The 13597-nt window shown below is 40.6% G+C and carries 11 protein-coding genes, 2 pseudogenes and 1 riboswitch; of the genes and pseudogenes, 7 read left to right on the forward strand and 6 right to left on the reverse strand.

Translation table 11 applies throughout. The features are described 5' to 3' along the window. The first annotated feature begins 83 nt into the window (after positions 1-83). Positions 84-1148, forward strand: coding sequence for an LLM class flavin-dependent oxidoreductase (locus K6969_RS03140; protein ID WP_029172993.1), 1065 nt, complete (start codon positions 84-86; stop codon positions 1146-1148). A gap of 272 nt (positions 1149-1420) precedes the next feature. Here K6969_RS03140 and lysS read toward each other — a convergent pair whose 3' ends face one another. From lysS to K6969_RS03170, 6 genes and pseudogenes are all read right to left on the reverse strand, one after another. Next, positions 1421-2911: a lysine--tRNA ligase gene (gene lysS / locus K6969_RS03145; protein ID WP_171942664.1), complete on the reverse strand. Its 1491-nt coding sequence runs from the start codon at positions 2909-2911 to the stop codon at positions 1421-1423. A gap of 102 nt (positions 2912-3013) precedes the next feature. Continuing rightward, positions 3014-3639, reverse strand: a pseudogene (locus K6969_RS03150) (histidine phosphatase family protein). Positions 3640-3641: 2 nt separating this feature from the next. Then, positions 3642-4123: pseudogene (locus K6969_RS03155) on the reverse strand (aminoacyl-tRNA deacylase). After that, entirely contained in the window at positions 4123-4965 is an 843-nt protein-coding gene (locus K6969_RS03160; RefSeq protein WP_171942663.1) for a DUF368 domain-containing protein, read from the reverse strand. The pseudogene K6969_RS03155 and the gene K6969_RS03160 overlap by 1 nt, the downstream one beginning before the upstream one ends. A 102-nt stretch (positions 4966-5067) precedes the next feature. After that, complete coding sequence (gene thiT / locus K6969_RS03165; protein WP_171942662.1) at positions 5068-5616, reverse strand: energy-coupled thiamine transporter ThiT; 549 nt, start codon at positions 5614-5616, stop codon at positions 5068-5070. 58 nt (positions 5617-5674) lie between these two features. After that, positions 5675-5770, reverse strand: a riboswitch (TPP riboswitch). Between the two features lie 23 nt (positions 5771-5793). After that, positions 5794-6648 carry a glycoside hydrolase family 25 protein gene (locus K6969_RS03170; protein WP_053863550.1) on the reverse strand — a complete coding sequence of 285 codons (855 nt, stop codon included), beginning with the start codon at positions 6646-6648 and terminating at the stop codon, positions 5794-5796. Between the two features lie 112 nt (positions 6649-6760). Here K6969_RS03170 and K6969_RS03175 point away from each other — a divergent pair, with 112 nt between their 5' ends. The 6 genes from K6969_RS03175 to K6969_RS03200 all read left to right on the forward strand — a co-directional run bounded on the left by K6969_RS03175 (position 6761) and on the right by K6969_RS03200 (position 13276). Then, the gene (locus tag K6969_RS03175) at positions 6761-7264 is read left to right on the forward strand and encodes a hypothetical protein (RefSeq protein ID WP_029174828.1); all 504 of its coding nucleotides are present in this window, start codon (positions 6761-6763) and stop codon (positions 7262-7264) included. Then, positions 7261-7626: a DUF4430 domain-containing protein gene (locus K6969_RS03180; RefSeq protein ID WP_029180342.1), complete on the forward strand. Its 366-nt coding sequence runs from the start codon at positions 7261-7263 to the stop codon at positions 7624-7626. Before K6969_RS03175 ends, K6969_RS03180 begins: the two co-directional genes overlap by 4 nt. A 136-nt stretch (positions 7627-7762) precedes the next feature. After that, a complete protein-coding gene (ftsW, locus tag K6969_RS03185) occupies positions 7763-8977 on the forward strand; it encodes a cell division peptidoglycan polymerase FtsW (RefSeq protein ID WP_029173001.1) in 1215 nt (404 codons plus the stop codon). A 20-nt stretch (positions 8978-8997) separates the two neighbouring features. Continuing rightward, positions 8998-11694: a phosphoenolpyruvate carboxylase gene (gene ppc, locus K6969_RS03190; RefSeq protein WP_011922076.1), complete on the forward strand. Its 2697-nt coding sequence runs from the start codon at positions 8998-9000 to the stop codon at positions 11692-11694. Between the two features lie 114 nt (positions 11695-11808). Further along, positions 11809-12312: an RNA polymerase sigma factor gene (locus tag K6969_RS03195; RefSeq protein WP_029173002.1), complete on the forward strand. Its 504-nt coding sequence runs from the start codon at positions 11809-11811 to the stop codon at positions 12310-12312. Further along, on the forward strand, positions 12293-13276 hold the full coding sequence (locus tag K6969_RS03200) for an anti sigma factor C-terminal domain-containing protein (RefSeq protein ID WP_050572160.1): 984 nt from the start codon (positions 12293-12295) through the stop codon (positions 13274-13276). Before K6969_RS03195 ends, K6969_RS03200 begins: the two co-directional genes overlap by 20 nt. Positions 13277-13597: the final 321 nt, after the last annotated feature.

Below are 13597 nucleotides of genomic sequence, written 5' to 3' on the forward strand. Positions count from 1 at the left end.
GTGAGCAAAGTTCTTGACATTATCACCAGTTAGTGATAAAATGATACCATCAAATAAGTAAAATATGTAAAGGAGAACACATCATGGTAGAATTAGGTATTTCAACATTTGGCGAAACAACTCCACTAGAAAAAACAGGGGAAACTTACAGCCACGACGAGCGGATTCGTCAACTGGTCAAAGAGATCGAACTAGCAGATGCGGTGGGACTTGATGTTTATGGGATTGGGGAGCATCACCGAGAAGATTTTGCGGTTTCTGCACCTGAGATTGTGCTGGCAGCTGGTGCCGTCAATACCAAGCATATCAAGTTAACATCAGCAGTTTCAATCCTTTCCTCCATGGACCCTGTAAGGCTCTATCAGCAGTACACCACCATTGATGCTTTGTCAAATGGCAGAGCGGAAATCATGGCGGGTCGTGGTTCCTTTACGGAGTCATTTCCCTTGTTTGGCTATGATCTCCACGACTATGAAGAACTCTTCGATGAAAAGCTAGATATGCTTCTGGAAATCGATAAGGAAACCAATCTCAAGTGGGATGGGCATTTTACCCAGTCAGTCGATAATAAGCCAGTCTATCCACGTCCTGTTCAGGAAGATTTTCCCATTTGGGTCGCAACAGGTGGTCATGTAGAGTCCACCATCAAGATTGCTAAGAAAGGCCTGCCAATCGTTTATGCTGTCATTGGTGCAGGTGCCCATCGCTTTAAACCATTAGTCGATGCTTATCGCAAGGTTGCTCGCAACTCAGGTCATGATCCAAAGAAAACGAAAGTTGCGGCCCATTCTTGGGGTTGGATTGCAGACGACCATGACAAGGCTGTGGAAGAATACTATCATCCAACCAAAGTAATTACGGACAATATTGCCAAAGACCGCCCACATTGGAGCGAGATGACCAAGGCGCAATATCTCTACTCTCTGACAGACGAAGGAGCAACCATCGTCGGAGATCCAAAACGAGTCGCTGAAAAAATTATCAAGACTATTGAAACACTTGACTTGGACCGTTTCTTCCTCCATCTCCCAATCGGCTCAATGCCACATGAAGATGTCCTCCGTGCTATCGAACTCTACGGAACGGAAGTCGCACCAATTGTCCGAGATTACTTTGCAAAAAAAGAAAAGAATCAGTCCCAAGTCTGATGAGATAGTTGATAGGAATAGTTATACTATATTCAATCCTAATTATTTTTCATAATCTCCTGAAAATCCTGACCATGTGGTCGGGATTTTTTGCATGCAAAAACACTCTTGGAATTTCCAAGAGTGTTTTAAGTAACGGTGTTAAACAGTTTGTAATTTTTATTTCATCGTAGGGAGTGAAAAGGTCTAGTAGACCTTTTCAGCCAATCGCCAAGAAACTGGAGAGCGATTGGTACATTCTAGTTAAAACACTCCTAGCAAGCTACTCTTGCTTACTTCATAGTCGGAAATAGGAGTACATCCCGAATAGTAGTGGTATCTGTCAAGAGCATGCAGAGGCGGTCGATACCGATTCCAAGTCCACCTGTTGGTGGCATACCGTATTCGAGGGCTTCGATGTAGTCGTAGTCCACGCCTGTCGCTTCGTCGTCACCGAGTTCTTTAGCTTTGGCTTGGGCTTCGAAGCGTTCCAATTGGTCGATTGGGTCGTTCAATTCGGTAAAGGCATTTCCGTATTCCTTGGTCATGATGAAGAGCTCAAAGCGGTCTGTGAAGCGAGGGTCTTCATCGTTTTTCTTAGCCAGTGGAGATACGGCTACTGGGTGACCATAGACAAAGGTTGGTTGGATAAGGGTTACTTCAACGTATTCTTCAAAGAAGCTGTTGATGATTTGACCAACTTCTGTATGGTGTTTTTCCACAGGGACCTTGTGCTCAGCTGCAAGGGCTTTTGCTTCCTCGAAGCTCATCTCTTGCCAGAAGTCCACGCCAGTTTGTTCCTTAATGGCATCAACCATGTGGATCCGTTTGAATGGCTCATGGATAGCAATTTCAGTGCCCTGATAAGTCACAGGACCATCGCCGACAACCGCCTTGGCAGTATGCTGGATAATGCCTTCTGTCAAGTCCATGATGTCCAAGTAATCCGCATAAGCTTGGTAGACCTCGATTGACGTGAACTCAGGGTTGTGAGTCGCATCCATACCTTCGTTACGGAAGATACGTCCGATTTCATAAACGCGTTCCATACCGCCGACAATCAGGCGTTTGAGGTGGAGTTCGGTCGCGATACGAAGGACCATGTCAATGTTTTGGGCATTGTGGTGGGTGATGAATGGGCGAGCTGCAGCACCACCAGCTTCGTTGTGAAGGACAGGTGTCTCCACTTCCAAGAAACCAAGTCCGTCAAGGTAACGGCGGATTTCTGAGATGATTTTTGAACGAGTCACAAAGCGATCAAAGCTCTCGCGGTTGGTAATCAAGTCCAAATAACGCTTGCGGTAGCGGGTTTCGATGTCTGTCAAACCGTGGAATTTTTCTGGCAATGGGCGGAGCGCTTTAGACAGGTGGGTCAACTTGCGAGCGTGGATAGACAACTCACCAACGTTTGTCTTGAAAACATCCCCCTCGACACCGATAAAGTCACCTAGGTCTGCTTTTTTGAAGATTTCATAGTTTTCTTCGCCAACATCGTCCTTACGAACGTAGATCTGAATTTGACCCTCGCGGTCTTGAATGTGAGCAAAACCTGCCTTACCCTTACCACGCTTGGTCATAATACGACCTGCAATGATTGCTGTTTGCCCTAATTCTTCCAAGTCTTCTTTTGATTTGTCTTCGTACTGGGCTTTCAATTCAGCTGAGTTGGCAGAACGCTCAAAACGTTTCCCAAATGGGTCAATGCCCTGTTCAGTAAGAGCCGTCATTTTCTCATGACGGACAATCTGTTGGTCATTTAATTCTTCAAAATGTTCAGTTGACATAAAAATTTTATTCCTCCAAAGTCTGTTATTTCTATTTTATCATAGAAGAGAGAAAAAATCAGTATAAATTGCTAATAGGATAGGAAAAAACAGCAGAAAATTCTACTGTTTTGCTTTATAGCTGGTATCATTCCAAGCTAATTCTGTAAAGTTTTCGAAATCGCTTGTTTCTAAAATAGTAACCGATGCATTATCCAAACCACCTCGGGACGCAGTTGGGCTGGTGGAAAACCAAGTAGGCGATGGATAGAAGCGGTTAGAAAGGTACCATGGCTGACGATGAGGACTGTTTCCATGTCTTGCCCTTTCAGCGATTGGACAAAGTCCACCATTCGTTGAGTTACTTGGCGAACGCTCTCAGCTTCAAATAAGTCATTGTTAAAAAGTGCTAGATTATGTTTGAGTGCCCAGGCTTGTTTGGGGTAGATGGCACGAAAAATTGCCATCTTGCTTCCTTCTAGCGTTCCAAAATTCCATTCACGTAATTGTTGTGTGGTTAGAACGGTTTGGCAATGGTGATTGGCTTTGGCAATTTCTACGGCAGTGCTATGTGCGCGTTGCAAATCACTAGAATAAATAGCATCAAAGGGGATTTCAGCAAGGTATTTGCCTAGTTTTTCTAAATCCTGATAAGATTCAGGCAAAAGAGCTGAATTACCAGAATAGCCTTGAAAGCGCCCCTCCAAATTCCATTCGGTTTTACCGTGACGGACAAAGTAGATTTTCAAGTCTAGTCCCTCCCCTCAATCAAATCGGCAAAGTCAGCTTTTACAAAATCAGCTAATACCTGACTGTCAATTCGAATCGAGCGACCAATTTCACCAGCAGAGACAATCAAGTGACCGAGTTCAAGGGCAGATTGACCAATGTAGATTGGGAGATTATGCTTCTGACGAATACCCACGGGATTGTTGCGCCGTGGACGTAGCCAGTTGTTTTTTCCAAGTTCTTTTGTGGAATCATGCTGACTTTTTTATTGCCTGAGATCTTGGCTAATTTTTTCTCAGACAGGTGTTTTGTGATTGGAACAATGCCGATAATTGGTCCAGTTTTATCTCCAGTTAATGCCAGTGTTTTGTAAATTTCGTGTTCTTCAATTCCTGGTGGAAGTTGACCTTCGAAGGCATTTAAAACAAGGCTATCATGATTGATCTTAGCCTTGTCCAATATTTGGTCCACCAAGGTTTTCTTTATTTTAACCTTTTTTGCCATTATTTATATTTTTCCTCAAGTTTACTCATCCAAAGCCCTAACCATGCTCCTAGTATAAATAGGACAATAGCAGCAATCCATGTAACAAAGTTCGCTCCAGCATAGGAAATAGACTCTTTATTACTTGCTTGTGGAATCAGAATCAGAAGAGTGGATGATGAGACGATACCAATAATAAAGTGATAAACACGTGAATGGTATACTTTCAGAGCGTGGTCCATTGCTTTTGAAAAAGCCACCATTGCAAGAACGCCACCGATTGCGATTGGTAGGAAGGTACCGAATAAATCAAGTGATTTGAAACCATTGAGCATGGGTGTGTAGATACCCAAAATCAATAGTAAGTTTGAAGGGCTGAGTCCAGGAACAAGTACCCCTAAAGCAATCAAGGCACCTGCCAATACAAAACTAGCAAAAGTAGCTGGAAGTGTCCCGACAAGATCGCTCAAATTGTAAAGTAGGAGGCCAGAAATAATGAATGTTCCAATCAACCAAGCTAAATCAATGCTGTCTCGTTTGCTCTTTTGAGTTGATTCTTTAAGTAGGCTAGGAATAGTTCCCACGATTGCTCCCGCAAATGCCCACAAAACTGGGACTTGGAAATGTTGCAATAAAAATTCTACAGGGAAAGAGAAAAGTGCGATTCCCAAAATTCCACCAATTCCTACAGGAACAAAATAAAGAAAGTTTTCCTTGAAATCTTTTCGAATATTTGCTAAAAATCCAATTAGTCGTTCGTAAATTCCAAGGATAGCAGCGAGTACCCCCCCTGAAACACCAGGTAAGATAAAGCCGAGTGTGATAATCATACCTTTAATAATTCTTGAAATCCAAGAAGCCATAATTTCCTCCAAAATGTATTATAACGTTCCTATTATAGCATAAAGCAAGTAAAAATAATTAAAAAGACTGCCTGTTAGATAAAATCCAGCAGGCAGTTTTGGTTAAAGATTGTAAAAACCTGGTCTTGCTTTGTAGAGTAAGATGAGCAGAATAGAGGCAATTGCAGTGGAAGGAAGAATATAGCTGATATTGTAGGTAAAGGAATAGAACCAGACAGGGGTACCAGCTGGGGCATAGTCTGCGTAGAAAATAATTCCTGATAAGAAGGTGGCTACCAATCGGATGCTTCCTCCTAGAAAACTAGCCAGAGTAATGGTGAGAGTAGCATTTTTAAGATCTTTTTGTTTGGATAGGGTGGGTGCCACTAAACCTGCTAAACCAATTCCGGCGTAAGAAAGTACGTAGTCAAGAAAAACTTGAAAAACGTTTAGGAAGTAGCCACCGTAGAAAAGTTGAATGGTTCCGACAATACCACCAGTAAGAACCCCTACCCCTAGTCCGTGGCGTAGAGCAAGCAGTAAGATTGGAAGCATGACTAAAGACACAGATCCACCTTGGGGCATTGTAAAGAGCGGGATTTTGTCAAAGACGAGGGCAATTGCAGAAAAGATAGCGACTTCAGCTAGGATGGACAATTTTGATGTGGACATAAAAATACTCCTTTGTAGACAGTGAACAAAGGAGTGTTTATAGCAGAGTATAGTATCATTCTATAAAGCACACAATTCCTACGCTAGTGTTAACTAGATCAGGTTCGAGGATTTCGCAGTTGCGATCTCAGCCGAAGCACTCCTTTGTGTATATGTAATTAGTGAGATTATAACATTTTATTCAGGTGTTGTAAATAGTTTCTGATAAACTTCATTAGGATCCTTCAGGGTAGTAATAATGTTGAGGTCTAGGTGGTGCTCAAAGCCGTTTACATAACCACGTGAGGTATATTGGTGAAGATCGTAGTCCAAGTCAGTATTTGGAGCAGCATTGTAGTAGCCAGAATCATTACCGTATGTAGGAATCCAAATGGCGTCAAATTTATCCACATTGATGCTGTGGTCTTCCATGAAATAGGTTCCGACGTAAATTCCAATGTTTTTAGCACCGAGAGTTTCTAACTCTTTTCGAAAAGCCTCCACTCCAGCATTCATATCATCCATGGTATATTCTTCGACGTCTAACCAATAGAAGGTTGGCTTGTACTTATTTGCGGCCTTATAAAAGCTTCGAGCTTCCTCTCGCATGTTCTCAATACTATTTCCCGTGACATAGGCATAGACAGCAACAGGGATATTTCTTGCTTGAAATTCTTTAATATGGGTATCAAAGGATTTATCTAACCCATTTTTATCAGTCGCAGTATTTTCGTTTTTAGTGTGTGATCCACTTTGAATACGAATGATTGCGCCAGAAATGTTTTTGCTAAGGGTATCGTAGTCAATTTCAGACGGTCTCTGCCAAGCAGAAACGTCGATGATAGGTTTCATTTCGAGCGCATTTGCAATGTAATAACTTGAACTAGAATTTGTTGTTTTAGAACTTGTACTGGTGTTTGATTGTTTGACTGCGGGTTCGTTAGCTACCTCCGTCTTATTTACAGTATTTCCAGTCACCCCAGTGATGAAAATAAGAGCAAAGAAGGATAGGAAAAAAACAACAACAATCATCGGATTTAGTTTCTTTCTCATCTCCTCAATTCTACCGTAAAATCATGAAAAAATCAAAAAAATACGATTCAAGAAATAGTAAAAGATTATCTGAACTTGACATAATAAAGGGAATAGGGTAGGCTAAATTGGTATGCATGACAAAAGTGAAAAAGTAAGACGTGTTAGTCAGCTAGTTGTTCTGTCCTCTTTGACGATTGTTTTAAGGGTGGTTTTTGGGCCATTTCCCAATATAAAGCCTCTCACGGCTATTTTCCTCATTGTTCTGTCCTATTTCAGTTTGCTGGAGAGCTGGATATTGATGATACTAGTGATGGTAGGGAGTGGCTTGCTTTTTGGATTTGGCACAGTTGTTTTGTGGCAAGTTCTTAGTTTTGCTTTTATCCAATTTATATGGTGGTTGGCAATCGGTCCTTTTATCAAAAAAGAGAACATTCCCTTGTGGCTACAGAGTCTTCTGGCGGGGATTCTTGTCTTTTTGTATGGGCTAACGATAAGTTTTTTATCTGCTACACAGTTTGGGACTTCCCCTATCGTCTTTTGGCTTAATGGTCTAGTCTTTGATGGTTTACACGCTGCTTCAACAGTTTTGTTTTATCCAATTATCGATTATATTTTTAGGAGATTTTATAAATGAAAAAAATTAGTATTATGTTGATGGTTGTCTTCTCGCTCTTCTTGGCTGCTTGTACAAACACTACTGAGAAACAGAGTGACTCGGCTATCGAAGTCACTTTACAGATTACAACCAAGGACAAAGAGAATCGTCAGGAAGTTACTGCGGAAGAAGGTGATAGTGTCATGGATGTACTTAAAGAACATCATGACATTGTAGAAGACAATGGTTTGATAACAGAAATTGATGGTGTTAGCCAAGATGCGAGTACCAATACATACTGGATGTATAAAGTTAATGGCCAAATGGCTGATAAAGGGGCGAAAGACCTTACAGTTGCGAATGGGGATGAAATTGAATTTTATCTTGAAACATTTGAATAGATATGAAAGGCTTCGGCCTTTTTCTTGTCGACAAAAGTTAGTTCCGAATGTTTGCAGAGCAACTTAGAAAGTGATAAGTATTTTTATACAAAGTATGCTATAATAAGAGCTATACTCGAAGAAGGTTGGATAAGCAATGAAGATTGACAAACGTCAGTTGTTGAATTACTCCATACTGATTCCCTATCTCATCTTATCGGTGATTGGGTTGGTCATGGTCTATTCGACAACCAGTGCTACGCAAATTATTAATGGTAGAAATCCATTTAGAACAGTGATTAACCAGGCAGGATTCTGGATTGTCAGCTTGGTAGCAATCTATACGATTTATCGTATGAAATTAAGTTTTTTACGCAAGAAAGCCGTTATCTATTCGGTTATTTTGGTAGAAGTATTTCTGTTGGCTATTTCTCGGTTGTTTCCTCCGATTAAGGGGGCTCATGGCTGGATTCCTCTGCCAATCGCAGGAACCTTGCAGCCGGCAGAATATTTGAAATTAATTATCATTTGGTATCTGGCACATGAGTTTGCAAAACAACAGGCGGATATTCGAACTTATGACTATGTATCGTTGATTAAAGGAAGTTGGATTCCGAAAGAGTTTACAGATTGGCGGGTGGTCAGTCTGCTCCTCCTTGGTCTAGTTGCGACACTGCCAGACTTGGGAAATGCGACGATTATTGTGCTGATTATGGTCGTGATGATTAGTGTGAGTGGGATTGCCTATCGCTGGTTTTCAACAGCGGTTTTGGGAATTGTAGCCGCCTCAACAGTTATTTTAGGGACGATTCGTATTTTGGGTGTAGAAACGGTGGAAAAAATTCCGCTCTTTGGTTATATTGCTCGTCGATTCGCGGCCTATTTTGATCCATTTGGTAATGCCACCAACTCAGGTCTTCAATTGACTCATTCTTACTATGCGATGAGTAACGGTGGATGGCTTGGACGTGGCTTGGGAAATTCGATTGAGAAAAAGGGGTATCTACCAGAGGCCCACAACGACTTTGCGTTTTCGATTGTCATTGAAGAGCTCGGTTTTGTCGGAGCTAGTTTAATTCTAGCCATATTGTTCTTTTTGATTATTCGAATTATTATTGTAGGCGTCCGTGCTCGTAGTCCATTTAATGCGATGATGGCACTTGGAATGGCTGGTATGCTTCTGATTCAAACATTTGTCAATATCGGAGGAATTTCAGGAATTATTCCTGCAACGGGGGTAACTTTCCCCTTCTTGTCACAGGGTGGATCGAGTCTTTTGATTATTTCCATCGGGATAGGGTTTGTTTTGAATATTGATGCTAGTGAAAAACGTCGATTAATTGAAGAAGAAATAGAGCGTACGCTAATTTAGAGATAGGAAAGAGGTAGGAGATGGCTATTCAAAAATTAGAAAACTATAACAACAAGGAAGCAATCCGTGAAGAAGTAACGATTCTAACATCTATTTTGGAAGAAGTAGCAGCCCAAATGATGCCTGCAGAGACTTTTGCTAAAATTGTAGAATTATCTCAATTGTCTCGTCAGGATGATTATCAGGCATTGATTGCTATTATCAGTCAGTTGAATAATGATGAACTAGCAGTTATTTCTAGATACTTTGCTGTTTTGCCACTTTTGATTAATATATCAGAAGATGTTGACTTGGCCTATGAAATCAACCATCAAAACAATATTGATCAAGATTATCTTGGTAAGATTTCAACAACAATTGATATGGTTTCCAAACAAGAAAATGCAGCTGAAATCCTTGAAAAGTTGAATGTTGTTCCAGTCTTGACAGCCCATCCTACTCAGGTTCAACGCCAGTCTATGCTTGATTTAACCAAGCATATTCATGAGTTGCTTCGTCGTTATCGCGATGTAAAATTGGGCTTGCTCAATAAAAACAAATGGGAAGATGAGCTCCGTTGTTACATTGAAATTATCATGCAGACGGATATGATTCGTGAGAAGAAGTTGAAGGTAACCAATGAAATCACAAACGTTATGGAGTATTACAATTCTTCCTTTATTAAGGCTGTCACTAAGCTGCAGCGGGAATACAAACGTTTGGCCGCTGAGAAAGGAATCGTCTTAAATAATCCTCGTCCAATTACAATGGGTATGTGGATTGGGGGAGACCGTGATGGAAATCCATTTGTTACTGCAGAGACCTTGAAGCTGTCTGCCTTGACTCAGTGTGAAGTTATTATGAATTATTACGATGAGCAACTCTATAAACTCTATCGGAATTTTTCGCTCTCAACTTCCATTGTAAATGTATCTACAGCGGTTAAGATGCTGGCGGATTTATCTGAAGATAGTTCTGTCTACCGTGAAAATGAGCCTTATCGTCGTGCTTTTCACTATATTCAGATGAAACTTGCAAATACAAGAGATTATCTAGTTCACAATAAGCCGTCAGATGTTCGCTATAGTAATGTAGCCGAGTTTAAAGCTGATTTATTAGCCATCAAACAATCTTTGGTCGAAAATAAATCAATGGCGCTATTGAAAGGTGATTTTACAGAATTACTTGAAGCGGTCGAAGCGTTTGGTTTCTACCTAGCTAGTATCGATATGCGCCAAGACTCTTCTATTCATGAAGCAAGTGTTGCGGAGCTATTGGCCTCTGCCCGTATCGTAGAAGACTACTCCAGTTTATCTGAGGAAGCTAAATGCCATGTTCTTTTGAAACAGTTGGAAACTGATCCACGCATTCTTTCTGCAACGCACATGCCAAAGTCAGAACAATTAGAAAAAGAATTGGCCATCTTTGCTGCTGCGCGTGAATTGAAAGATAAGCTAGGTGAGGAGATCATCAAGCAACATATTATTTCACACTCGGAGAGTGTTTCTGATTTACTGGAATTAGCTGTCCTATTAAAAGAAGTTGGTCTAGTAGATGTCGATAAGGCCCGTGTTCAGATTGTTCCACTTTTTGAGACAATCGAGGACTTAGATAATGCACCTGATACCATGCGTCAATATCTGCAATTAGATTTAGCGAAACGTTGGATTGCAGGCAATAAATACTACCAAGAAATCATGCTTGGCTACTCAGATTCCAACAAGGATGGTGGCTACCTATCCTCCGGCTGGACACTCTACAAAGCACAGAATGAATTGACGCAAATTGGTCAAGACTACGGAGTAAACATCACCTTCTTCCACGGTCGTGGAGGGACTGTTGGTCGTGGTGGTGGTCCTTCCTACGATGCGATTACATCTCAGCCATTTGGTTCCATCAAGGACCGGCTTCGTTTGACAGAACAAGGCGAAGTGATAGGCAATAAATACGGTAACAAAGACGCAGCCTACTATAATTTAGAAATGCTGGTATCTGCAACGCTTGACCGTATGGTTACACAAATGATTACCGATCCAAATGAAATCGATGGCTATCGCGAAACCATGGATGAAATTGTATCAGATAGCTATCGTATATATAGAGATCTTGTGTTCAATAATCCACATTTTTATGATTATTTCTTTGCCGCTAGTCCAATTCGTGAAGTATCAAGCCTGAACATTGGCTCACGTCCAGCGGCTCGAAAAACCATCACAGAAATCGGTGGTTTGCGTGCGATTCCATGGGTATTCTCTTGGTCACAAAACCGTGTCATGTTGCCAGGTTGGTATGGAGTTGGTTCAAGTTTCAAACGCTTTATTGATAAGCACCCTGATAATTTGTCTAAGTTACAAAAAATGTACGAATCCTGGCCATTCTTCCGTTCACTTCTATCAAACGTGGATATGGTATTGTCTAAATCCAATATGAATATCGCATTTGAATATGCTAAAATGTGTGAAAGCGAAGAGGTACGAAATATCTTCCATGTCATTTTAGATGAGTGGCAGTTGACCAAAGAAATTATTTTGTCAATCGAGCAAAATGATGAGCTTTTAGCAGAACTACCGTTCCTAAAAGCCAGTCTTGATTATCGCATGCCTTATTTCAATGTGCTCAACTATATTCAGATTGAATTAATTCATCGTCTTCGTCGTGGAGAATTGAGCAAAGAACAAGAGAATCTCATTCATATTACCATCAACGGTGTGGCAACAGGTTTGCGAAATTCTGGTTAATCTTATTTAAGCAACTTCTTCGGAGGTTGCTTTTTTAATACTGTAAAGGATATAATGTTTTTAAAAAATTGTAACCAAATTGAATTTCATTCGTTTTATTAGTGAAAGGAGGAGATGGGCATCAAATTGGATGAATATGAAAAAGAAGTCATCGGCATTGCCGAGGAGATTTCCTACTACCTGCAAAAATCAGGCGCCACATTTGCAGACAGCCAGGATATAGCCCAGGATGTACTGGTGAAAATTTTAGAAGCAGAACTTGTCCTTCCTTTTGATAAATTACGAGCCTGGCTTTATCGTTCGGCAGTTAGAGCCTACATCGACAAATATAGGAGGGACAAGCACTATCATGAAATTCTACAAAGGGAATTTTTTACTAGCGAGCAAGTATTGGTTTATGACCAAGATGGTTATGAAGAACTATATCAGGCAGTAGCAGACCTGCCAGCCAAGTATCAGCATGTCATTGACCTTTACTATTTTCAGGATATGAGTGTCAAAGAGATTGCGCATATCTTAGGATATAGTCAGAGTTTGGTGAAAATCAATCTTTACCGCGGTCGAAAACTTCTAGCAAAAAACTTAAAAGAGAAAGGGTATGAATATGAAAACTTTTGAAATTGCAACAAAGAAAAGTAAGAAAAAACACTTATGGAAAACAGTTGGTCTATCTATATTAGGGCTCTTGCTGATAACGGGAGCGACCTTGAAGACCTTGCAGATTTTGACTGCCAATAATGGTGAAAAAATCTATCAAGAACACGAATTATTGTCACAAGTTGCCTATCCAAACATTGAATACTCAACCTACTATTATAAAGCGACCTCTCTATTTGCTGGAGCTGTCCATGCAGATCGCCACAAAGACTTGGCAGGGGTTCCAGTTGCCTTTGGTGACTATGAATACCACTATGATTGGTTGGGAACGTATTTGAACTTTTCTCAGGATGAACCTTCTTATAAGGGAGAAATTGCCTATGATCGTCAAACCTGGTCAAAACTCCCTCTCTTCTATAATACGGAGAAAGTTGACACAGATGACTTTGCAACTGTTCCCAGTCAAGAACTTTCTCTAGTGAAAAACATGTCCAATCAGCTAGTAGAAGTAGCCATCACTTTTGATAAAAAATATAGTTTTGGAGACTTGCAGACCATGCTTCCTCAAAATTTAAAAAAGAATTGGTACTGGATCGGAACAGCTTCTAAGAAGAACACAGCTGATTTTCGCATTGATCAGTTGTTTGGTTTTCAAGGAGAGGCTCTAAAGGTTTATGAACCAGATGCTGAATTACCAGCAGAGGCAGCGACATGGAATCCTTTAACACCGATGAGAAAAATAGCAGAACAATATAATCATTATATAGGGGAATACGCACTCGTTACAGATGTCAAAACTTTCTTGGACAAATTTGGTAAAACGGACTTCTCTAAACAAGAAGAGATTGATAAGCTAGAATTTGCAGGCATTATCCTAACAGGAAAAGCAGAAGACTTTGCTCAGTTGGAAGGCAAGGACTGGATTTATTCTTCTAGTATTGGCGCGTCCATTCCTATTCAGCCTTATTATCAACTGCATCAGTAAGTGAAAATAGTCAATATATTTTCTACACCTATAGCAAGAGGCTTGCCAGGGAGTCGTAGGATGACTGAATGGAGAAAGGTCTGTCGCAGTAGTCTCGTATTTGTGGCACCTTGTAGTTATGGTAACATCAATATCCCTATGGAAGTGAGGCGTTTTTAGTTGAGTAATAGGTTAAAATGGGATGATAAAAAAGTTATGAGCGAAGCTAATAGCCCTTGCAGAAAATGGATAAAATAAAAAACGATAGAAAATGCTTGCAATTCTGCCACAATTTGATAGAATAGTAAGGTAAAGTTAGACTGTATTGCCTACTGTCTATCT

Origin of the sequence: Streptococcus suis (genome assembly GCF_019856455.1) — a bacterium.
Lineage (GTDB): Bacteria > Bacillota > Bacilli > Lactobacillales > Streptococcaceae > Streptococcus > Streptococcus suis_AE.